The 21,579-nt window shown below is 59.7% G+C and carries 25 protein-coding genes; 11 read left to right on the forward strand and 14 right to left on the reverse strand.

The annotated features are described in order from the left end of the window. The first annotated feature begins 134 nt into the window (after nucleotides 1-134). The gene (locus tag AC13QY_RS19065; RefSeq protein ID WP_113354020.1) at nucleotides 135-722 is read left to right on the forward strand and encodes a DUF1214 domain-containing protein; all 588 of its coding nucleotides are present in this window, start codon (nucleotides 135-137) and stop codon (nucleotides 720-722) included. Beyond that, nucleotides 715-1,263, forward strand: a complete 549-nt coding sequence (locus AC13QY_RS19070; RefSeq protein WP_113330797.1) for a DUF1254 domain-containing protein — start codon at nucleotides 715-717, stop codon at nucleotides 1,261-1,263. The genes AC13QY_RS19065 and AC13QY_RS19070 overlap by 8 nt, the downstream gene beginning before the upstream one ends. A gap of 180 nt (nucleotides 1,264-1,443) precedes the next feature. Here the strand turns inward: AC13QY_RS19070 and AC13QY_RS19075 are convergent, their stop codons facing one another. After that, nucleotides 1,444-1,611 (reverse strand): hypothetical protein, encoded by a 168-nt coding sequence (locus tag AC13QY_RS19075; RefSeq protein ID WP_167459816.1) that lies wholly within the window; start codon nucleotides 1,609-1,611, stop codon nucleotides 1,444-1,446. A gap of 524 nt (nucleotides 1,612-2,135) precedes the next feature. Between AC13QY_RS19075 and AC13QY_RS19080 the strand changes: the two genes are divergently transcribed. Both AC13QY_RS19080 and AC13QY_RS19085 read left to right on the forward strand, forming a co-directional pair. After that, on the forward strand, nucleotides 2,136-2,342 hold the full coding sequence (locus AC13QY_RS19080) for a hypothetical protein (RefSeq protein WP_113330796.1): 207 nt from the start codon (nucleotides 2,136-2,138) through the stop codon (nucleotides 2,340-2,342). A gap of 430 nt (nucleotides 2,343-2,772) precedes the next feature. After that, entirely contained in the window at nucleotides 2,773-3,789 is a 1,017-nt protein-coding gene (locus AC13QY_RS19085) for a DUF2336 domain-containing protein (RefSeq protein WP_113395720.1), read from the forward strand. A gap of 7 nt (nucleotides 3,790-3,796) precedes the next feature. Here the strand turns inward: AC13QY_RS19085 and AC13QY_RS19090 are convergent, their stop codons facing one another. From AC13QY_RS19090 to AC13QY_RS19100, 3 genes are all read right to left on the reverse strand, one after another. Continuing rightward, a complete protein-coding gene (locus AC13QY_RS19090) occupies nucleotides 3,797-4,156 on the reverse strand; it encodes a DUF1491 family protein (protein WP_069616307.1) in 360 nt (119 codons plus the stop codon). 97 nt (nucleotides 4,157-4,253) lie between these two features. Next, on the reverse strand, nucleotides 4,254-5,279 hold the full coding sequence (locus tag AC13QY_RS19095) for a peptidoglycan-binding domain-containing protein (protein WP_113354019.1): 1,026 nt from the start codon (nucleotides 5,277-5,279) through the stop codon (nucleotides 4,254-4,256). Then, nucleotides 5,251-6,804 carry a sensor histidine kinase gene (locus AC13QY_RS19100; RefSeq protein ID WP_113354018.1) on the reverse strand — a complete coding sequence of 518 codons (1,554 nt, stop codon included), beginning with the start codon at nucleotides 6,802-6,804 and terminating at the stop codon, nucleotides 5,251-5,253. The genes AC13QY_RS19095 and AC13QY_RS19100 overlap by 29 nt, the downstream gene beginning before the upstream one ends. Nucleotides 6,805-7,257: 453 nt before the next feature. On the opposite strand from AC13QY_RS19100, the gene AC13QY_RS19105 reads away from it, so the two are divergent. Beyond that, the gene (locus AC13QY_RS19105; RefSeq protein WP_113330793.1) at nucleotides 7,258-7,722 is read left to right on the forward strand and encodes a DUF5330 domain-containing protein; all 465 of its coding nucleotides are present in this window, start codon (nucleotides 7,258-7,260) and stop codon (nucleotides 7,720-7,722) included. A 129-nt stretch (nucleotides 7,723-7,851) separates the two neighbouring features. Then, the gene (locus tag AC13QY_RS19110) at nucleotides 7,852-8,274 is read left to right on the forward strand and encodes a SufE family protein (RefSeq protein ID WP_092710230.1); all 423 of its coding nucleotides are present in this window, start codon (nucleotides 7,852-7,854) and stop codon (nucleotides 8,272-8,274) included. Nucleotides 8,275-8,346: 72 nt separating this feature from the next. Here AC13QY_RS19110 and AC13QY_RS19115 read toward each other — a convergent pair whose 3' ends face one another. The 8 genes from AC13QY_RS19115 to AC13QY_RS19150 form a co-directional block, all read right to left on the reverse strand. Continuing rightward, on the reverse strand, nucleotides 8,347-8,775 hold the full coding sequence (locus AC13QY_RS19115) for a Ros/MucR family transcriptional regulator (RefSeq protein WP_069616071.1): 429 nt from the start codon (nucleotides 8,773-8,775) through the stop codon (nucleotides 8,347-8,349). A 531-nt stretch (nucleotides 8,776-9,306) separates the two neighbouring features. Next, a complete protein-coding gene (mnhG, locus tag AC13QY_RS19120; RefSeq protein WP_069616070.1) occupies nucleotides 9,307-9,672 on the reverse strand; it encodes a monovalent cation/H(+) antiporter subunit G in 366 nt (121 codons plus the stop codon). Next, nucleotides 9,672-10,049: a cation:proton antiporter gene (locus tag AC13QY_RS19125; protein ID WP_113354017.1), complete on the reverse strand. Its 378-nt coding sequence runs from the start codon at nucleotides 10,047-10,049 to the stop codon at nucleotides 9,672-9,674. The genes mnhG and AC13QY_RS19125 overlap by 1 nt, the downstream gene beginning before the upstream one ends. Continuing rightward, entirely contained in the window at nucleotides 10,046-10,519 is a 474-nt protein-coding gene (locus AC13QY_RS19130; protein ID WP_113354016.1) for a Na+/H+ antiporter subunit E, read from the reverse strand. Before AC13QY_RS19130 ends, AC13QY_RS19125 begins: the two co-directional genes overlap by 4 nt. Beyond that, nucleotides 10,516-12,078, reverse strand: coding sequence for a Na+/H+ antiporter subunit D (locus AC13QY_RS19135; protein WP_113354015.1), 1,563 nt, complete (start codon nucleotides 12,076-12,078; stop codon nucleotides 10,516-10,518). Before AC13QY_RS19135 ends, AC13QY_RS19130 begins: the two co-directional genes overlap by 4 nt. A gap of 4 nt (nucleotides 12,079-12,082) precedes the next feature. Next, on the reverse strand, nucleotides 12,083-12,460 hold the full coding sequence (locus AC13QY_RS19140; RefSeq protein WP_069616066.1) for a Na+/H+ antiporter subunit C: 378 nt from the start codon (nucleotides 12,458-12,460) through the stop codon (nucleotides 12,083-12,085). Then, nucleotides 12,460-12,879: a Na+/H+ antiporter subunit B gene (locus AC13QY_RS19145; protein WP_069616065.1), complete on the reverse strand. Its 420-nt coding sequence runs from the start codon at nucleotides 12,877-12,879 to the stop codon at nucleotides 12,460-12,462. Before AC13QY_RS19145 ends, AC13QY_RS19140 begins: the two co-directional genes overlap by 1 nt. Next, nucleotides 12,876-15,272: a putative monovalent cation/H+ antiporter subunit A gene (locus AC13QY_RS19150; protein ID WP_113354014.1), complete on the reverse strand. Its 2,397-nt coding sequence runs from the start codon at nucleotides 15,270-15,272 to the stop codon at nucleotides 12,876-12,878. The genes AC13QY_RS19145 and AC13QY_RS19150 overlap by 4 nt, the downstream gene beginning before the upstream one ends. Nucleotides 15,273-15,631: 359 nt before the next feature. Between AC13QY_RS19150 and AC13QY_RS19155 the strand changes: the two genes are divergently transcribed. After that, nucleotides 15,632-16,147: a hypothetical protein gene (locus AC13QY_RS19155; protein WP_113330786.1), complete on the forward strand. Its 516-nt coding sequence runs from the start codon at nucleotides 15,632-15,634 to the stop codon at nucleotides 16,145-16,147. Here the strand turns inward: AC13QY_RS19155 and trhA are convergent. Then, complete coding sequence (gene trhA, locus AC13QY_RS19160) at nucleotides 16,122-16,790, reverse strand: PAQR family membrane homeostasis protein TrhA (protein WP_069616062.1); 669 nt, start codon at nucleotides 16,788-16,790, stop codon at nucleotides 16,122-16,124. The genes AC13QY_RS19155 and trhA overlap by 26 nt on opposite strands. Nucleotides 16,791-17,116: 326 nt before the next feature. Between trhA and AC13QY_RS19165 the strand changes: the two genes are divergently transcribed. Together AC13QY_RS19165 and AC13QY_RS19170 are read left to right on the forward strand one after the other, a co-directional pair. Next, the gene (locus tag AC13QY_RS19165; protein ID WP_152095996.1) at nucleotides 17,117-17,983 is read left to right on the forward strand and encodes a VOC family protein; all 867 of its coding nucleotides are present in this window, start codon (nucleotides 17,117-17,119) and stop codon (nucleotides 17,981-17,983) included. Between the two features lie 103 nt (nucleotides 17,984-18,086). Further along, a complete protein-coding gene (locus AC13QY_RS19170; RefSeq protein WP_113354012.1) occupies nucleotides 18,087-19,259 on the forward strand; it encodes an AI-2E family transporter in 1,173 nt (390 codons plus the stop codon). A gap of 11 nt (nucleotides 19,260-19,270) precedes the next feature. On the opposite strand, the gene AC13QY_RS19175 is transcribed toward AC13QY_RS19170, so the two are convergent. After that, nucleotides 19,271-20,062, reverse strand: a complete 792-nt coding sequence (locus AC13QY_RS19175; RefSeq protein WP_113354011.1) for a polysaccharide deacetylase family protein — start codon at nucleotides 20,060-20,062, stop codon at nucleotides 19,271-19,273. Between the two features lie 260 nt (nucleotides 20,063-20,322). Between AC13QY_RS19175 and AC13QY_RS19180 the strand changes: the two genes are divergently transcribed. Together AC13QY_RS19180 and AC13QY_RS19185 are read left to right on the forward strand one after the other, a co-directional pair. Beyond that, nucleotides 20,323-21,234: a DnaJ C-terminal domain-containing protein gene (locus AC13QY_RS19180; RefSeq protein ID WP_069616058.1), complete on the forward strand. Its 912-nt coding sequence runs from the start codon at nucleotides 20,323-20,325 to the stop codon at nucleotides 21,232-21,234. Nucleotides 21,235-21,237: 3 nt separating this feature from the next. Continuing rightward, a complete protein-coding gene (locus AC13QY_RS19185; protein WP_113330782.1) occupies nucleotides 21,238-21,570 on the forward strand; it encodes a chaperone modulator CbpM in 333 nt (110 codons plus the stop codon). Nucleotides 21,571-21,579 lie beyond the last annotated feature (9 nt).

The raw sequence follows: 21,579 nt of genomic DNA on the forward strand, positions 1-21,579 counted from the left end.
CGTTTTGGATGCCCACTGCCGTTCCCGATCTTGCCTATTGTTCCCAAGACAGCCGTAAATAGTGGCTTGCCCTTCCCCCTATCGCCAGAATCAGGAATAACTCGACACTGATTTGTCACGAGGACGATCCTAGGGTGTTCCGAGTTCCCCTTCTTGTTGCGCTTTCGCTTGTCATCGCCTTTGGCGGCGGTATCGTGTTCACGCTTCTGGCGTTGGATGCCACCTCCGGCTTCGGCGCGATCAAGCTTGGCGCCTGGCAGGCGTTCCCCGAAATGCAGACAGCGGATGCGGACCCTTATGCGAAATCGCATCGAGCACGCGCGGGGCGTTTGCTGTACGGCACAGCCGAAGGGCTGGTGTTTACCGCCTCCGACGATGACAGCAAAGCGCGGCTGACCGCAAATTGCACCTACCGCATCAGCGGCCAGACGCCACCGGCAAGGCTTTGGACCCTCTTCATCGCCGGCAATGACGGCCGGCCGATCGAAGACGCTGCCGGTCGCCCTTCCACCATCAATTCCTGGGTGGTGCTGCGCAAGCCGGATTCGACCTTCAACATCACGGTTTCATCCAATCCCCAGGCGGGCAACTGGCTCGCCCTGCCGCCATCTGGCAATTTCCGCCTGGTATGGACGCTTCTGGATTCGCCGGCGGCCAGCAATTCCGGCCTGATCGATCTCGGCATGCCGAAACTCGAGAAGATCGGATGCGGCAATGTTTAGATTCGTCTTCGCGATCCTCACCGGCCTATTCGGCGCGGTGCTGCTGCATATCATCATCATTCTGTCGCTGCCGCATTTCTCCGATCGGGACGCCTATACGCGTGTATCGGACGAGGGTGACGAAAATCATTTCTATATGCTTGACAACAAAGATGACGATGCGGGGCTTTCCAATACCGATCCCTACATTCGCACGGCCGTCTGCGCCTTCGACATCGAGGATACGCCCGTTCATCTGACCGCGAAGGGCAAGGTGCCGTTCTGGTCGCTTGCCATCTATGACGCGGCCTCCAATGAAGTGTTCAGCATGAGCGACCGTACGTCGGTCGGCGGAACGCTCGATTTGCTGCTTGCATCGCCTGTCCAGCTGACTGGCATACGCAAGGCACTGCCACCCGCGCTTGCCCAATCGATCCTGGTGGAAGTGCCGCGGGCTCAAGGCTATGCGGTGCTGCGCACCATGGCGCCGCAAGCAAGTTTCGACGATGCGGCGCAAGAATTTCTCTCCGAGGCCGGCTGTGACGAATTCGACAATGGCTGAGATCTTTTGGAGCTGAGATCTTAGGAGCTAAAATCCTTGGCTGAAAACCCCGGCTCCAGAATTGTACTGCGGGAAGCTGGCGGCTCGTGGCGAGTGGCGCCAGCAAGCGCTATTCGGCCGGATTGCGACGACAACTGGCAGGCGCGAGAACTCGCCACGCGCTTGCATATGTTGAAGCGCTTACTTTCCCTTTGCCCGCTTCGGGCCTGCCCCGGGGCGATGCGTTGGCGTATCAAGATGCTCGTAACGTACGCCGGTGAACAATAGTATCTTTGCCTCCACCGGTTCCTTCTGGGCGCGCGGCGGCAGGCGCAATCGCCAATCCGAAAGAGATATGATCTTTGCCATTCTCGTCTCCATTAACGTCTCGAGACGGATGAACCTGCGACTTGATTTCACCCTGCCCGCCACTGAAGCGGACTAACGCTCCCCTCCATTCCAGCCTTTGTTTTGGGCTTCAATGGAGGCATCCGCGCCTTCTCACGGCATTTCCCTTACACCGTGGCATGAGCACCGATTTTTCGGCTTCCATGCTGTCTGTACACTCGATCACATTCTGCCAATGGCTGCTTTCAAGCGGAATTCAGACATATCGCAGTTAACAGAATGCTAATTCTCATCGCTCGTCATTCTCGGCATCACTCGTCATGCTCTATTAACGCCGTGACGGCGGCTTTGGTTTCATCGGCTGTTGAAAAATTGCGGAACGCGCTTTTGCCATGAAAACGAGCAATATCATGCTCTTAACTCAACAGACGATCCGGCGGGCACATGGAAAGCGCGAATACCACGTTGCAGAAAAGCGTCACACAAATATTATTTGCGCTCACGAAAAATTAACGTAATGTAAGGTCGTAATTCGAGGGCAATCAATGTTTGCGGCGGGCAGTTCCGTCTTTTCACCGGAGGACGTCACCGTCTTGCGCGATGCGCTGGATGGGTGGTGCCTGGAAAAGCGGATCGATATTAGAAGCACGGAAGCCCAGTTCGCGGCCACGGCGGCAATCGGCCTTTTTCAATCCGGCTACAACACCTCGGAAAAGCTGCTCGCAGCCTTGCGCGAGCATAAGGGCATCTGAAGAATCCCACCTGCATCAAGAAGCCGGATCTCCGCTTTTGCAGCGAGTGACATCGCTTTTGACTATCTCCACAACAGAAGCACTCATAGGTTGAATTTGCCTGTAAGCACCTATGCCCAGAAAGGTTTTCCACAGGTCCGCTTTCGCCCCAAACTGCCGTCCATGCGGCCAAAAAGCCGCTGCACTCCTCGCGCAAGCTTAACGCGCAATTTTTATTCGGATTTTAATAAAGTTTTCACGAACCATTAACTCTGCCGGCCTTAGTCTTTGGCGAAAGCCAGATAAGGACGACCGTGTCCATACCCGTTTCGACAGTCATCATCGAGGACGCTCTCTTTATCGAAAGAGTCGTTCCGTTCGACTGGAGCGAAGCAAAGCGGAAGCCATGGTCGACCTTCGGGCTCCCTGCTTTTTTGTTCGGCGTATCAGTATGGGTGTTGGCGTGCGTGATCGGTTTAGAGACCTTGAAGAGCCTGCGACTGTCCGCAAGAAGGACGTGGTTCTGATGGCGACGATCACCAGCTTCGAAGGCATGGGCCATCCGTCCAAATCGGAACTTCGCCAATTTGCCGAGCTTTTCACCCCGGTTTTCCAGGCATCTTCGGACGAGGCGAAGCGGCAGGCGGTTGCCGCCCTCTCCCAATGTGAAACCGTGCCCCAGGCAGTTGCCCTGTTCATCGGCTGTCAGCCGATCGCCATTGCCGCTCCGTTCCTCACGAGTTCGCAGGCGATCGACGACGATACACTCATCACCATCGCTCGCACGCAAGGGGCCGCTCACGCCCGAGCAATCGTCCGCCGCTCATCCCTTTCCCCCAAAGTCATAGACGCACTTGTCGGTCTGCATCAGGCCGAGCCGGAACGCGGCATGACAATGCAGGAGCAGCCAGCTGATGTAATTTCATCGCAGGCCGAGGCGGAAACCGAACGGCAGTCACGCGAAGAAATCCTGCGCCAGCAGATCAAACAGGCTGCGCGCCATCTCAACCGCGATGACAGCGACCGGCTCGGTCTGCGCAGCCTTAGCGAGACGCAGGAAGCGCTGCTCGTCCGCTTTGCGCGCGAGCGCGATGCGGTGCAATTCGCAACGACGCTCGCCGATGCCCTCTCCTCCAGCTACTGGCTTGCTGAACGCATCCTGCTCGACACTTCGGGGCAACAGCTCGCCGTCACGCTCGTCAGCCTCGGCATGGGCATCGCCGATGCCGTCTACTCGCTGGAGCGCTTCTATCCGCATCTGGCCGAACGGCATGGCAGCGTCAGCCGGGCATGGCTGGTGCTCGATGATATCGACTCGGAAGAGAGCCAGGCGCGCGTCGACGCATGGCGCCGCGCCGACAGTTACACCTATCTGCCGCAGGAAAAGCCGGCGCAGCGTCCTGCAGCGCCGTTGTTCGGGGCAAAACCAGGTCCTCTCCGCGAATTGCGTGTCGCAAACCGTCGGTAAAGACGGCTCAATCCAGCGGATTGGCGCGGAAACCGGCCAATGGGACGATATCGGCGATATCGTCCGTTTCCAGTTCGACGATCCATAAATCAGGATCGAATTTCAGCTCGCGATCAAGGGTTTCGCGGATTTCCTGCGGTTCCTTCCGCTCGATGCGGATCTCGAAGAGCCGCGTCCCGCTCTCCTCCTCATCGAACAGGCTCTGCGGTGCCGGCGCATAAAGGGTTTCTGATCCATCGCGGAAGCGTTGGCGGATGAAGATCGCGCCAGCCTGCTCCTCGCCCTTGTGCTCGACAGCAGCAAAATCCCCACGCGCAAACAAGCGGCGGACAAGGGCGGAAACAAAGATGTCGCTGCGCAATCTCATGCCCGAGCTATAGCGATGCATGCTCGCCAAGGCAATTGAAGCCGCCTGCAGCGCGTAGTCGCCACCAGGTTTGCGGCAGAGGCTTGTACCGCGGGCTTCAGAGCGCGCCGATATCCTGCAACTTCTTGAGGACCGCCATATTCGGCTCGCCAGTTTCCGGCAGGCGATAGTGCTTCTGGAAGCGGCGGATCGCTGCCTTCGTCTGCTCACCGGCTACGCCGTCGATGCTGACATTGCTATAGGCGATATTGCTCAGACCCTTCTGGATCTGCATGACCATATTGACCTTGTTGACCGCATCGCTTGGCGTTGCTTTGGCCGCTACCGCGCCGGTCTTCAAGTTCTTTTCGGCATTCTGTATGGCGGCAGCAACCGGGTCGATCGCATCCGCCGTGGCGGAAACGTTGACGGGGCGCTCGGCGGGGACGGCAGCCGTCGCATTCGCTCTGCCGCTAGCCGGCTGTGCAGCAGCGGCATTGCTGGCCTTGAGGGCGGCAAGAAGCTCCGGTGTCGGCGTACCGGTCTGCGGAAGACCAGACGCCTCCTGAAAGAAGAGGATGGCCGATGTCGTGCGCGATCCCGGCTTCCCATCGGCTGCGCCATCATAGAGGCCGTGACGGATGAGTTCAGCCTGTACATCGGCAATCAGTTTCGACGGCGCGCTGGACGATTGTGCCGCGACCTGGCCGGTTGACGACGGCGGGGCAAGATCGGCGGCCGAATCCTGCCTTTCTATCCGAAAGGTCGTTACATTGCCGGCATCGGCCTGCTGCGCGTGCAGGAAGGATTTGCGGCCGGGGATCTGGTAGGGAGACGCGGGATCGCGGGTGCGCAATATGGGCGATGGATGCGCGCCCGTCTGATACCAGAGCGCGTTGGCGGTGACGAAGCCAAAAACCCCGAAGAAAAGCGCCATGCCGCCTGCAATGGCTGGATGACGGCCGACTGCACTGCCGATCAGAGCGGCGAGCGCGCCCGCACCGCGAAGGCCAAGGCCGCCCAGCGCGGTGCTGCCGCGCAGGCTCAGGCTGCCAAGGGCAACCGCACCACGGGAGGCCAGGCCGGGCTGCTTGCGCTTACCCCTTCCTCTTCCCTTAGGCGATTTTCGCTTTTGCGGGGCCATTCATCAGTTCCTTGTTTCGCCCTTCATCTATCTCCATAGTATGTTTCAGGCGCGGCGGAAAATCGACAGGGCGATTAACATCCACAGGCTGCTGCATCGTTACGGCACCGGAGCCGTCGAATGGAATGAGGATGGTGATGACCGTACCCTCGCCCGGCGCGCTGGCAATCGAGAAGTTTCCGCCATGAAGGCCGACGAGGCCCTTGACGAGCGACAGACCGAGGCCGGTGCCGGCGTAACGGCGGGTGTAGTCGTTCTGGATCTGCACGAAGGGCTGGCCGAGCGATGCCAGCCGTTCGCTGGCAATGCCGATGCCCGTATCGCCGACCGACAGCTTCAACATGCCATCGGCCAAGGCCGCATCGATGGTGATCGCGCCGCCCGCATCGGTAAATTTGATGGCATTGCCGACGAGGTTGATGAGAATCTGCTGGATCGCCCGCTGGTCGGCGACGATCTCGCCGAGGCCGCGCTGGATGCGGCTTGTCAGCGTCAGTCCCTTTTCCTTCGCCTGCAGCCCGAGCATTGCTTCGCATGTCGCAATGGTGTCCTCGATCGCGAAGGATTCGAGCAGCAATTCATAGCGGCCAGCCTCGATCTTGCTCATGTCGAGCATGGTATTGACGACCGACAGAAGATGGGCACCCGACTGGCGGATCAGGCCGACATATTCGCGCTGGCGGTCATTTTCCAGCTTGCCGAAATACTCGCCGCTCAGAATATCGGAAAAGCCGAGGATGGCGTTAAGCGGGGTACGCAGCTCATGGCTGACGGCAGCGAGGAAGCGCGACTTGGCATCATTGGCCGATTCCGCCTCGGCCGCCTTGCGCGCCGCATCCTCGCGGAGCTGCTGGTCCTGAGAAATATCGCGCAGCTGGCTGACGATTGCCGTCAGGCGCCCCTCGCCATCGCGGCGCGCGGTCAGCTCCATGCGCACATGGACGAACTGGTCATCACCGCCGACAACCGCCGAGCGTTCCAGGCGCAAATCGGCGCTATGGGCATCCCTTCCCTGGCGCAGTACATCGATCGCCTGCAGGAAGACGATTCTGTCTGAGACGTGGATCTGCTCGACGAAGCCACGCCCGACGGGGTCGCGCATCCAGCTCAGAAATTCCGCACGATCGCGACCACCGACTGTGGTCACATTGCCCTGGGGGTCGAGCAGCAGGACGAGGCCGAAGGCCGACTCCAGCATCAGATCGTGGTGCTCGACGACGACGGCCTCTGCCGGGTGGAGGGCAGGCCGCTGACGCGACAGCGCGATGCTGCCCACGGCCGAAAAGAGGAAGGCGGCGCATACCGTGGCCACACCGGCAGGCAGCGCCACGGCCGGGCTTGTAACGAGGGAAAGACCGGCCGGAACGGCAAAGAGCGCGACGGAAGAAGCAAGCGCAAGCCGGCGCAGGATCGCCAATTCCTGCCCACGGACTTCGCCATCCCCGCTCGTCCGGGAAAGCCAGCTTCGGCCTACCCGGTCCACGAGGGCTACAGCCCCGACAGAAATGTCACTCAATACGCGCACACTACAACCCGTCAAAACGGTCACTTATCGGACTGCACAATAGGCCCCGCCGACTTAAGGAAAGAATAAAGAAGGAACGCTCAGGACGGCCGAAAAGGGCTCAAAATCCCGTTTTGACGCAGAATGAAGGACCTTTGTTTTTTGTGGTTAACAGCGGGTAAGCAACGGATTTTATTCGTATTTCCGCCGCGCGTTAACTTTTGCGGCAAGGCTTGCATCCGCAAACCCCTGCATATCAGGCGGATAGGGCGAGACATGCTTAACAGCAATCGCTACAATTTGAACCAAATGCTGGTCAAAGCCGGAAAGCTAAAATTTGAATCAAAATTGCAGAAAATGCTGCCGAGTTTTGAAAAGCGCTGTTGTCCTCTGCCAGATAGGGTTCGAACCAGATCGGACGGGCAAGTCCGAATCGGCGATCGAGCCGAGCGACAGAGAGGATGGGGCTAGGCGATGTGGTTTCTGATTAGAGCAGGGTTCTGGTTTTCGCTGGTTCTCATGTTCCTGCCGATCTTTGCAAAGCCCGAGGGTGCGCCGCGGCCGGCAGGTGAAGCGACGCTGCAGGTTTCCGATGCGATTTCGGCTGCATCGGGCGTCGTTCAATATGTCGGCGCCATGTGCAACGAGAAGCCGGATGTCTGTGCCAAGGGCGGCGAAACGCTGACGGCGCTCGGCTATCAGGTCGGCGACGGCGCTCGCGTCGCCTACGACATGCTCGGCCGTCACTTCAAGGATCAAGCCGCAAATCCGCAGGCAGCTGCCGCAACGGCTCACACGGGCACCGATCAGGTTGCCGCCATGGCGCAGCCGATGCCGGCCAAGCGCATCACGGGTACAGAAACGGCCGACGCCGTCGTTACCGGCACGGTCAAGCTGCCGTCCTCCATTCCGCTGCCGATGCCGCGCCCACATATCTGACATTTTTTCCATTGGCCCCAACTTCAGCGCCGCCGCCCCCTATGGTCGGTGGCGTTCTTTGTCGTCCCGGGTTCAAATCGGGCACCGTTTCGCCTATATCCAAGACAATGGACAATCTGGACTGCTGCAATGACACCGCTTGAGAAGATCATCGAAGACTTTTCCTTCCTGGACGAATGGGAGGATCGCTACCGCTTTGTGATCGAGCTCGGCAAGGCGCTGCCCGACCTGCCGGAGGAAAAGCGGACTCTGGAAAACAAGGTACAGGGCTGTGCGAGCCAGGTCTGGCTCGTCACGCATGCATCTGGCGATCCGGACAATCCGATATTGACCTTTGAAGGCGATTCGGACGCGCATATCGTGCGCGGGCTGGTGGCGATCGTGCTAGCCACCTATTCCGGCAAGCCAGCTTCGGAAATCGCGGCTCTCGACGCACTCGATGTCTTCGGGAAGATCGGGCTGGTGGAGCATCTGTCCTCGCAGCGCGCCAACGGATTGCGCTCGATGATCAAACGCATTCGCGAAGAGGCTCGTGTCAGGGCCGCGGCATAGGCCGCTCCTGCAGCCAACATGGGGATAACCCGGCCCAAAAGCCGGGTTATCTTTAAGGTCGTTATGGAACTCTCAGCGGCCGCGCTTGCGACGTTGGCCGAGGCCCATTTCCTTTGCCAGGCGCGAACGGGCTTCCGCATAGGCTGGTGCCACCATCGGATAATCGGCAGCGAGGTCCCACTTTTCGCGATATTCTTCCGGCGAAAGACCATGATGGGTCATGAGATGGCGCTTCAAAGACTTGAAGCTGCCGCCACATTCGAGGCAGGTGATCTGGTCATCCTGCACGGATTTGCGAACGGATACGGCCGGCTTCTGCTTTTCGACCACGGTTACGGCAGGTGCCGGAGCCGAGGTGCTGCTCAAGGCGGAATGTACGTCGGAAATCAAATTCGGAAGGTCGCTGACCGGTACGACATGGTTGCTGACATAGGCCGCAACAATGTCGGCAGTCAGTTCAACCAGTAACTCCTGCCCGTTGCCAAGGGCCGCATCTGTCATTGTGTTCTCCTGTTCATCGGCTTGCCTGCTGCGTCCGCGCCTCCGGAGAGCACGCAGGGCACAACGTTGCTATATATTTTGCGCTCGGCTACGGAAATCTGTCGATTTCGCTATGTCCCAGCGCCGAACAATCCGCACAAACGCATTGCTCGTATTCGTAGCAGTCACCAGCAAGAAAACGGTGGATAAAACCAAATTTCTTTCCGCATGAAATCCACCCCTAGACCTCACGTGAGAGAAAACCGCCCCTTGCCGCCTGACATCAGAATTAGCGACCGCGATAGCGATCTTTAATCACTTACCGGAAGAAAGTTTTGCTCAGCTTTTCATCAAAGAAAGATAAAAGCATCGAGAGCTTAAACCCGGTCGAGACTAACTCAACATCAGAACTCTACTTGAATCTGAATTAGCACTCTTTATCCAAATGTCCAGTTTTTAATCCCTACATTTCTTCGCAAAAAATTCATCTACTAAAAAACAGATAACTAATAACGCGAACAGCTATTCCTTTCTGAACAATTTCCACGTTTGTTAGCCCTTCTTTCTATACGCGCTCTTGGTGATCTGCTCCCTCGCCAGCAGTTCATCCCGCACGGAAGGCGGCGTCAGCCGATGTCCAGCCCTGTGTGCCGCCCTCGCGAGAAGATGCGCTGCGATCGGTGCCGTCAGCACGAAAAAGACGAAACCCGCCAATGCTCTTGCCAGGACAGATATGTCCTGCGAGTGGATACCGACTGCAAGTAGCAGCAGGCCGGAGCCAACCGTACCCGCCTTCGACGCCGCATGCATACGGCTGTAGAGATCGGGAAGACGCACGATGCCAATCGCTGCAATGAGCGAGAACAGCGCACCCGAAAGTAGAAGCACGGTTACTATTATAGCCCAAAGCAAATCCACTATCGCCCTTCCTTCTTCAGCCCGCGGTGCTTACGCCTCTTTTTGCCTTCGGCTGCGGTATTCTCATCCGGTCCTGCGCCAGCCTGTTGCACGGCATCCGATTGCCCCTGTGTCAGGATGAACCGTGCGAAGGCGACGGTCGCCAGAAAGCCGACGAGACCGAGCGAGATGGCAATATCGATATAGAGCGTGAAACCCGTCTTGATGGCGATGATGGCGATGAAGCCGATGGCGATCGCCACCAGCATGTCGAGCGCGAGAACCCGGTCCGGCAAGGTCGGGCCGGCCACCACACGATAGACGGTCAACAGGAAGGCAATGCTCAGAATGCCGAGCGCCACCATCGCGGCGGCTGAGACGACGGATGCGGCCATCATCGGAAGGCCTCCATGATCCGGCGCTCGAAGCCATCGGCGATGCTGCGCCTGATGGCCTCCGGATCGGAGCAATCGAGCGCATGGACGTAAAGCGTCTTGCGATCATCGGAGACGTCGACGGACAGAGTTCCCGGCGTCAGCGTGATAAGATTGGCAAGCAGCGTGATTTCGAAATCGCGATCGACCGTCAAGGAAAAGGCGAAGATACCGGGCTTCACGTCCATCCTGGGGCTCATGACGGCGACGGCGACCGCCCAGACCGACTTGGCGAGCTCCCGGATGAACAGCAACAGCAATGCCAAAATGCGGCGGACACGGCCGAGATAAAGCACGCCGCCATAGGACGAGCGGACGATCGCCAGCGCAATTGCCGCAAGGACGAATCCGAAGATCAGATTGATGAAGGAAGCGCTGCCGGTGATGGCGACCCAGACGATGGCGAGCAGCAGGTTGAAGACGAATAGGATCATTGCGCGCCTCCTGCTGTGGGGAAGACCGAGCGCAGATAGGCCGACGGTTGCTCAAGGCCGGCAGCGGCGGCCTGCGTCAGGTGCAGGAGCCATTCCGGAAACAGGCCGAAGCCGACGACAAGCAGAGAAAGAGCAAGGAGCGGCAGCGCCGCCTGCCATGCAATCGGCTCCGCTTCAATCCCATCTGCCGCCGCCGGGCGCCAATAGGCCAGGAGAAATACCCGCCCGAACACGATTGTCGTCAGGAAACCGGCCAAAAGGATTGTTGCGGCAAGCCACCATGCGCCCGTCGCGAGCGCCGCCTTCACGAGCACGACTTTAGGCCAGAAGCCGGAAAAGGGCGGCAAGCCGCTGATGGCGAAGAACAGCACCAGCGAGATGCCGGCAAACCAGCCGTTGCGACGATAGAGGCCACCGAGGGCGCTCAAGGAAAAGCTGCCGCCGAGCCGAGCCGCCTGCCCTGCAAGCAAGTAAAGTGCCGTCATCAGCACCATCGAATGCAGTGCATAGAAGATCGCGCCGCTGAGGCCGTCGGCACTGCCGAGAGCGACACCCGCAAGCATGGTTCCGATACCGGAGATGACGATATAGCCGAGCATGCGCCTGACATCGTTTGCCCCCAGCGCTCCGACGACGCCGACAAGCATGGTGGCAATAGCAACGACCGCGACGAGCGGACCAAGCTCCACCCGCTCGACAGGCAGTAGCATGACCAGAACCCGGATCAGCGCATAGACGCCGACCTTGGTCAGCAAGCCGGCAAAAATCGCCGAAACGGTGATGCGTGGCGTGTGATAGGAGGCCGGGAGCCAGAAATTGACCGGAAAGGCGGCAGCCTTCATGCCGAAGGCCAGCAGGAATAGGCCGGCCAGCGTCATCAGCGGTGCGTTGCTGTCACCCGCCCTCGCCTTCAGCGCGATATCGGCCATGTTGAGCGTGCCGAAGACGGCGTAGAGATAGCCCACGGAGACGAGAAAGAGCGTGGTGGCGATCAGGTTGAGGACAGCATATTTCAGCGCACCGTCGATCTGCTCTGGCTCCGAGCCAAGGATCAGCAGGCCAAAAGACGAGATCAGCAGCACCTCGAACCAGACGTAGAGGTTGAAGACATCGCCCGTCAGGAAGGCGCCGCTAACGCCGGCGAGCAGCAGCATCAGGAATGGAAAGAAGCCATATCGCCGACCACTCACCGTGATTTCGCCAAGAGAATAGAAACCCGCTGCGAGCGCAACCACCGCCGCCGTCAAAGCCATGAGCGCGCCAAAAATATCGACGGTGAAGGCGATGCCGAAGGGCGGCAGCCATCGCCCCATGACCATGGTCACAGCGCCGTCGCTGACGACCCGGTAGAGCAAGGCGGCATCGATCAGCACTAATAGCGCAAGGCCGGGAATGGCGATCGCGGCATGCCATTCGGTACGATTGCGCAGCATCAGAAGAAGCGCGCCGAGCCCGATACACAAGACGACCGGCAAAATGACGAGCCAATGTCCCATCGGTATCGGCGCTGCGACCAGCGCCTGGGAAAGATCAACTGCGGTATCCGTGGGTCCAGCCATGGCGTCAGTACCCCAGGGGCGGCAGCGGCCGCTCCTCCGGTTCAGCGAGCCGCATCTCGCCCGTATTGTCGGTCTTCAAGGCCTGATAGGCCCGATAGGTCAGGACAAGCAGAAAAGCGAGGAACGAGAAGGAGATGACAATCGCTGTCAGGATTAAGGCCTGCGGCAGCGGATTGGCGGCGGCAAGATCGAGCGTGGCCGCGCCTTTCTGAATGATCGGCGGCACTTCGGGCGTGACCCGGCCGGCCGTGAACAGCAGAAGGTTGACGGCGTTGCCGAGGATCGCGATGCCGAGCATGATGCGGATCGAGTATCGCGAAAGCATCAGATAGATCGCAGCGGTGAAGAAGATGCCGACGACGACGGCGAAGACGGCTTCCATCAATCCACCTCCCGCTCTTCGAGCGCGAGCGCGATCGAGGTGATGGCGCCGACGACGACCAGATAGACGCCGGTGTCGAAGAGCATGACGGTGGAAAGCGGCACCTCGACACCGAAGAGATGCGGATAGATCCACAGCCCCGTCATGAACGGCACGCCGGCAAAGACGGACACCAAGCCGGCAAGGGTCGAGGCAAGCAGGCCGAAACCGGCAATCGCCAGCGGATGAAAGATGATCGCGCGGCGGACGGCCGTCACGCCGCAGGCAATGCCATAGATCGCGAGCGCCGAAGCCGCGATCAGGCCGCCGATAAAGCCGCCGCCGGGCTCGTTATGACCGCGCAGCAGCACGAAGATGGAGAAGAGCAACATCAGGGCCGTCAAAAACGGCGCGGCGGTGCGGAAGATCAGCGTGTTCATGAGCGCTCGGCCTCCATCCCTTCCTCGAAACCGGGCTTCTCCTCAAGATCGGGATCGTTGGTTGCTAGCTTGCGCTCGCCGCCGGCGCGGATGCGGATCAGCGCCAGGATGGCAAGCCCGGTCATGGCGACGACTGCGATTTCGCCGAGCGTATCCGTGCCGCGGAAGTCGACGATGATGACGTTGACTACATTGTCGCCATGCGCGATCAGCTTCGAATATTGATTGAAGAAGGCGGTCAGCGTCAGATCGAACGGCGCTTCGGTCGCCTTCAGCAGCAGGAGTGCAAAGCCGCTGCCGCAGGCAATGGCGAGCACGGCATGGGCGATCCTGGCGAGCGGCGGCCGGCGATCGGACGGCGAAAGCCGCAGCCGCGTCATGACAAGCGCCAGAATCACCACCGCAAGCGTCTCGACCATAAACTGCGTGAAGGAAAGATCCGGTGCGCCGAACAGCAGGAAAATGACGGCGACGGCAAAGCCCTGGATGCCAAGCGAAACGATCGCCGTCAGCCGGTCCCGCGCAAAGACGACCGCAACAACGCCGATGACGGCAATCAAAAAGATCGTTGCCTCATGCCACTGCAGGTTCGGCAATGCCGGCATCGCGGGCAGCTCGCCATGAGCAGCGAGAGGGATCAGCAACATTGCCGCCAGGCAAAGGAAAGTGACGGTGACGTAGATTTCCAGTCGGCCAGGCTGCAGCAGCCGCGAGACGACATGCGACAGCCGCACCAGACCGGAGATGAATCCATCGAAACCGCGATCCGGCCCCGGCCCGAGGGCACGCAGAACGACGGACATCAGGAAACGGGCGCGATCGAGCTGCCAGTAGACGATGACGCCGATCAGCACGGTCAGCAGAGAAAGCGCCAGAGGTAGACCAATATGCGGGATCAAGGAGACCGAAATCTCCAATCCCTTGCCGCCGACCGCGCTTGCCATCGGCGAAGAGACATACTCGTGCCAAAGGCCCGAGAACAAAGCCGAAGCGATGCCGAGTAAAGCAAGCGTGACCGGTCCGAGCCAGAGCAATGGGGGCGCCTCATGCGGCGGGCGAGGCGTCTCGGTCAGCGGGCCGACGAAGGGCTTCAGCGCCACGGCAAAGGCGATGGCAAACATCAGCGCATTGCCCGCCACGGCGATGAGGGTGAGGATGATGGCAGCCGGCGATGCCTGTGCCAGCGCGGCATAGATTTCCTCCTTCGCGAGGAACCCGAAAGCCGGAGGCAGCCCTCCCATCGATATGGCAGCGACCAAGGCAGCGACAAAGGTCAACGGCATGGCCGAGCGCAAGCCGCCCAGCCGGGTGATGTCGCGTGTTCCCGTTTCATGATCGACGATGCCGGCAACCATGAATAGGGCGCCCTTGAACAGGGAATGCGCCACCAGATAGAGGACGGCGGCTTCGACGGCATAATCGGTGCCAAAACCGGTGAGCATCACCAGCAGGCCGAGCGAGGAGACCGTCGTATAGGCGAGCTTCAGCTTCAAGTCGGTCTGGCGGATGGCAAGCAAAGTTCCGACGAGCAAGGTCGCCGCGCCGAAGACCGGCAGGATCGTCTGCCACGCCATCGTCCCGCCCATGATCGGATTGAGCCGCATCAGCAGATAGACGCCTGCCTTCACCATGGTCGCCGAATGCAGATAGGCCGAGACCGGAGTCGGCGCCTCCATGGCATTCGGCAGCCAGAAATGAAAGGGAAACTGCGCCGATTTGGTGAAGGCCCCACCAAGCACCAGGATCAGGGCCGCCAGATAGAGCGGGCTTGCGCGCAGGACATCGCCAGCCTTCAGGAGATCGGACATCGCGCCGATGCCTGTGATCTGCCAGATCAACAACAGGCCCGCCAGGAACAGCAGCCCGCCGCCGCCGGTCACGACCAGCGCCTGCAGCGCCGCCCGTCGCGACGCTTCCCGATGATGATCGAAGCCAATCAGCAGGAAGGAAGTGATCGAGGTCAGTTCCCAGAAGACGAACAGCGTGAGGAAGCTGTCCGAGACGATGAGGCCGAGCATCGAGCCCATGAAGAGGAAGATGAAGGAGAAGAAGCGGCCGAGATCGACATGCCCCTTCAGATAGCCGCCAGCATAGAGGACGATCAGCGTGCCGATGCCGGTGATGAGCAGCGCAAAGGTCAGCGACAGGCCATCAATCAGCCAGGAGAACCGGAGATCAAGGCTCGGCACCCAATCGAAACCGCCAGTTTGGATGCCGCCGGCTGCAACGACAGGAAGGAAGCTCGAAAAATGCAGAAAGGCAAGAGCGGGAAGCAGCGCCAGGAGCCACGCCGCATTGTGGCCCAAACGCCGAAAGACAACCGGCGCGGTCAGCGCACCGAGAAAGGGCAGGCATAGAGCCAGGAATGTCAGGCCCGCGGTGGCGGCGGCCATGCTCCCCCCTTACTGAACGTTCATGCAGAATCCGGCAAAGCCGGAGCGGTCTTGAAGGGATAGGCGAAAGGACACATCGCCTCAAGCCCTGACAAGGGAAAACCGGACGTAAACCACCGAAATCGATTTTTGCTGCCAGCAACCGTGGAGGTTGCAGGATTCAATGATCGTCCGGAAGCCTGCGATGCCGGTTTGAACGTCGCAGCATTGCAGAATTCCTTGCTATTCCTGCATGGCTCGCAATGAAGTTGTAATGAATTTGCGCTAATTTATCGGTATTTTCCGAACCGCTATGGAAATTGCGCTCAAAAAAGCGCTAATCTTGATCGGTTTGCAGATCCCGCCTCCCGGAAACCGCAATGCTCGCCCGCCTGATCGCCCTCCTGCTTCTTTTCCCCGCCCCGGCCTTTGCCGCGGACTGGTGGTCCTATGACAATGCAGGCTTTGGCTACGCGATCGAGCTGCCGTCGGAATTCCATCTTGCCGCCTCTTCCGAGGATACCGATCGGCTGTCGCTATCGCCGGCAGATCGCTCCGCTTCGCTGCAGGTCTTCGGCACGATGGTTGCCAATGGCGATTTTGCATCGGAAGCGAATGGGCGCGTGGCGCTTGCCAGAGACCAGGGCTGGAAGATTTCCTATTCGAAATCGAATTCGCGCGGCATCAGCTTTTCCGGCACCAGGCAGGGGCGGATCGTCTACGTGCGTGGGGTCGCGCTCTGCAACGGTGCCGCGGCCTTCTTCCAGATGGATTACTCGAAGGCGGACATGCAGCGCTACGACGCCATCGTCATGCGCCTCGTGCGCAGCCTGCGCTCGACGAAGAAATGCACGCCGACGGCGGAGATCGTCAAAAGTTTTCCGGCGACAGGCTGAAGCAGGTCAGTACCGCCGAATAATGCACGGCGGCGGCAGCAACCACGAAGCCATGCCAGATCGCATTCTGGAAGCGCAGCTTTTCCCAGACGTGAAAGATCACGCCGAGCGAATAGATGACGCCGCCGATGATAATGAGCAGCATCGAGGCGAATGGGATATGCATGGAAACCGGCTTGGCGACGAGGATGCCGCTCCAGCCCATTGCAAGGTAAAGCAGGATCGCCAGCCGATCGAAGCGTCCTGGAAAAAGGACTTTCAGGACGATACCGAACGCCGCAAACACCCAGACGGCGATCAGCACGCCAAGCAGCAGCGGGTCCTCGGATCCGCGCTCCAGAAAGGGGGTGTAAGTAGCGGCGATCAGGACATAGATGAAAGAGTGGTCGAAGCGGCGCAGAAACCATTTCGTCCTGGATACGGGCCATAGATTATAGGTGAAGGACATTCCGAGCGTCAGCACCAGGCCGACGCCATAGATCCAGGCGGCGGCAATTTCGCCGTAGGAGCTCCAAACCGTCGCATAGAAGATCAGCACGGTGGCGCCGATCAGCGCAAGGACCACGCCGACACCATTGACGATGCCGTCTGCGATGATCTCATAGCGATCATAGGCCCAGCGGATGCCTCTGTATTCAGTCATATCATCCGGTTCCGTTTTCGTTGGAGACCGATCCTTGCACTAGAAACAGGAGGAGACAACTGCGCCAAACGCGCACATCGATCAATCTTCGTGAACGGCTTGCCATGGGCCTGCTTATCGCTTGTCAATGGAAAGCGAACGCTCAATCCGCAATTTATGGCCTTCTGTGAACAATCGAAATCCGCCATATGAATATGCAAGTACAGCGGACCAGAGGATCAAAAAGGCATATCAACCGGCGAAACCCTCCTGTCCGCTACCGGCGGCCCTTGCCGCCGACGCCGGTTGCCTTTTCGAGACCCCATCCCAAGGTTGGAACTGACACCATGACCGAAACTGCCCCCTCCTACGCCCTGACCCGTCCCGCCTATGTTGGCCAGTCGCACCTCGTCGTTACCGACGTGGCGCTGGTATCCCGCTTCTATCAGGACATGCTGGGTTTGAAGGTCATCGAGAAGACAGCGAGCGGCGAAGTCCTCGGTGTCGCCGGTCTTCCCCTTCTGACGCTGACAACCGATCGGGCTGCGGTGCGCGCACCGAAGACGGCGGCCGGTCTGTTCCATACCGCGTTCCTGCTGCCGAGCCGTGTCGAGCTTGCGCGCTGGCTTCGTCATGCCGCCCATAAGAACGTGGTGCTGGAAGGCGCTTCGGATCATATCGTCAGCGAAGCCATCTACCTGTCCGACCCCGAAGGCAACGGCGTCGAAATCTACGCCGACCGCCCGCATGAGGAATGGACCTTCCACGATGACGGCACGGTCGAAATGGCGACGCTCCGGCTTGATCTGCAGAAGCTCTACGAAAGCGCCCCGCAGGATCGCTGGGACGGTATGGCCGAAGGATCGGCAATCGGCCATATCCATCTGCAGGTCGGCGATGTTGCCGAAGCCAACGCCTTCTATCGCGACGTCCTCGGCATGAAGGTCATGGCGGCGCGCTATCCCGGCGCGACCTTCCTTGCGACCGGCGGCTATCACCATCATCTCGGCGCCAATACCTGGAACAGCCGTGGCGCCGGCATACGCAGCGAACATATGACCGGTCTTTCCGACTATACGTTGCGCTTCAACGACAAGGCAGCCCTGGACAAGGCCGTAGCCGCCCTGGAGCAGCACGAAATCAAGACGGAGAAGCGCGATGGCGGCATATCGCTGCGCGATCCGTGGGGTATCGGACTTAATCTCATCGCCTGACTTTTCCGATCCGCCCCCCCTTCGACAAGCCCGTTGCGGAACCGCGGCGGGCTTTTCGCGTTGAAGTAGCGAGGCGATCCTGCCTTCGGGGGACTTTCTCGGGATGGAATTCGACAAAATCGCCGCCGGCCGATCGGATGCAGCAACCGCGTCGCAGGATGTCGGCCCGGGTATCGATCGCAACGCATCCCGTGCGAAAGACGACGAAACGGAAATTTTCGGTCTCTCCGACCAGCGAGGACGCGACAAGCTCGATATTGCCGCCTCCTGGGCAATGATCGGCATCTTCCTGATGTTGGCCTTCGCCGCTGTCTACACGATGTCGCTGATCCTCATTCCGGTGACGCTTGCCGTCGTCGTCGGAATGATCCTCGGCTTGGCGGCCGAAAGGCTCAGCAAGCTCGGCATTCCCCGCGTTCTAAATGCCGTCATTCTTTCCTCCAGCGTTGCCCTGGTGATCTTCCTCATCATCAATGCGCTTGCCGAACCGATCGCCAAGCTCGCACAGCAGGCGCCCGACTTCTTCCAGCGCACATCCGACCGGCTGATGCCCTATCTCGACCGGTTTCAATGGCTGCACATTTCTTCCGAAACCTTTCAAGGCAGCCCGATGTCGATCAACACCCTGCTGGAGAACAGCGGCAACGTGCTGCATGTCGTGTCCACCAGCCTGACACCGGCCATCGTGCAGATCCTGATCTTCTTTGCAGCCCTGCTGCTATTTCTTGCCGGCAGGGTAAGCCTGCGCAAGACGATCATCATGACCTTTTCCAGCAGAGCATCTCGACTGAATGCCATCCGCATCATCAATGCCGTGGAGCGGGTGCTCGGCTTCTATTTTGCGACGGCTTCGCTGATTTATGCCGGGATCGGCCTCGTGATGACCTTGATCGCCTATGTCGGCGGAATGAGCGTGCCGGTGCTGTGGGGCGTTTTCGCCTTCTTATCCAGCTTCATCCCATTCCTCGGCGTCACCGCCATGACGATCGCGCTCGCGATCGCCGGCATCATCACGCATTCGGACATCATTTTCGGTCTCGCGCCGGCCGTCGCCTTCTTCGCCGTGCATCTGACCGTGGAAAACCTAGTCTTCCCGGCGATCATGGGCCGCCAATGGGAGCTCAATCCCTTCGTCGTCTTTCTGGCCATCATCTTCTGGACATGGATGTGGGGCGCGGTCGGCGCCATGCTGGCGCTGCCGCTGTCGCTGATCGTCATGACCGTCATTGACGAGCTTTTCATTGAGGAAAAAACGCAGCCGCAATTGCCGGGCTAGCACTCGACCGCTCAGTTGGTCGTGTCGTCGTCACCCTTTTCGGCGATATCCTGCAGACGAACGAAATCGACGCCCTTGGCCTTCAGCGCGAGGATGCTGGCCGCGACCCCCTCGCCTGCCGTATGCGTCGGCTGGTTGATGTGGGAGATGATGACATCACCGTCCTTGGCGGAGGCATATTGCTTTTCCACCATCTTGGCCGGCAGAAGCGAACCGCTGTCGCCATTCACCGAGTAACCGGCGATCCGATAGCCCATGCCACGGATCTGCATGATGGCGGCAGGCGTGTATTTCGCGGTCGCGCCGCGGAACCAGCGCGGTTGCGGAATGCCGGCTGCGATCATGGCGTCCGCACCACCCTTCACCTCCTGGGCGACCGCCTGCGGCGAACCGGCGGCGGCAATGCCATAGACTTTGGTCGGGACATCGACGGCGGGGATATGGTTTTGACCGTGATTTTCCAGCTCGAAGAGATCCGGATGCGCAAGGAAGACCTTCAATGCATCCGGATTGGTACGCAGCCAGCGCGCGGTGACGAAGATCGTCGCCGGAATGCGCTGATCGACGAGGGTGCTCAAAATGCGTGGGTCGGTCTTGCCCATGCAGGCATCAAAGGTGAGCGCGATGCGGGGAGCCCCCTTGCCGGCACGATCGACATGCAGATGCGGCTCCACAAGCTTGATCTTCGAAACCGGCGCCTTCGGCGGCAGCTGCGGCCAACCGGCAGGCGGCTGCTCGGGCTGCGCGGCAAAGGCGGCCGCCGCGGCAAGAAGGAGTGAGGAAGCGAGCAATAGGCGTTTCATCGGACGGCCACCGGTGGATCAGGCAAACAAAATTCGGCGGGCGCTTGATTACCAGCCCAGCCACACCGCTCGCCATTATCCGGCAAGACGCCGGAAATATGGCAAAGCGGCGGCGGCAGCGCCCATTTCACATCACAATGGCGACGGACATGAAAGCTGCCAAGTCCGGGCTTCAACCTGACCGCGTCTATGATACGATTGATATGAGCCTACCCTAGCACTATCTGCGTATCTTTCCGTGCTCCCGAAGAGAGACATGTATGAGTCGCGATCCCTATGAAATTTTGGGCGTAAAGCGGGACGCCCCGCAAAAAGACATTCAAAGCGCCTATCGCAAGCTTGCCAAGAAGCTGCACCCAGATCTCAACCCGGGTGACAAGCAGGCTGAGGACAAATTCAAGGAAGTCTCGGCGGCCTATGGCATTCTCGGCGATGAGGAGAAACGCGGGCGGTTCGACCGTGGCGAGATCGACAGCAGCGGTGCCGAGCAGGCGCCGCGCAACTACTATCGTGATTATGCAGCGCAGGAAGGCCAGCGCGGCCGCTATCAGAATGCGGGCGGCTTTGCCGATTTCGGTGATGCCGACGATATATTTTCCAGCTTCTTCTCGCGGCGCAGCCGAGGTCAATCGCAAATGCAGGGTCAAGACCGTCACTATACGATGGAGGTCGATTTTCTCGACGCCATCAATGGTGCCAAGAAGCAGATCAGCCTGCCCGAGGGGCCGGCGCTCGACGTCCAAATTCCACCGGGGACACGCGATGGGCAGACGCTACGCCTGAAGGGCAAGGGCGATCCCGGCTTCAACGGCGGGAAACCCGGGGACGCGCTGATTGCCGTGCATGTTCGGCCGCACCGCTTCTACACGCGCGATGGCGACGATATCCGATTGGAAGTACCGATCTCGCTGGCCGAAGCTGTGCTCGGTGGCAAGATTCGCGTCCCGACGCCGTCGGGAGCCGTCACCGTGACGCTGCCGCCGAACTCCAATACGGGCAAGGTGTTGCGCTTGAAGGGCAAGGGCGCACCCGTGCGTGGCAAGGACAATGGCGATGCCTATGTCTCGCTGAAGATCGTCCTGCCGGATACGCCGGACCCCGAGCTGACGCGCTTCGTTTCAGATTGGGAGGCAGGCAAGGCGCAAGATCCCAGAAAGACCATGGGAGGATAAGCGATGAACGAGAACGAGTTTCGACTTCACCTCCGGATCGAAACCACGGTGCTGGAAGTCTGGATATCTCAGGGCTGGGTCGTGCCCGAAGTCACCGATCAGGGCCGCAATTTCCACGAAGCCGACATTGCGCGCGGCCGGCTCATTCTCGATCTCAGCAAATCGATGGGCGTCAACGAGCCCGGCGTCGATGTCGTCATGGATCTGGTGGATCAGCTTCACAGTCTCAGAGCGACGCTGCGTGACCTGACGGATGCCGTGTGCCGGCAGCCGCCCGATGTGCAGGATCACATCCTGTCGGAGCTGACACGAGTGGAATCGCTGAGACGGCGATAAGGTTGAAAA

The sequence above is a fragment of the Martinezella sp. CNPSo 3795 genome (assembly GCF_057784475.1).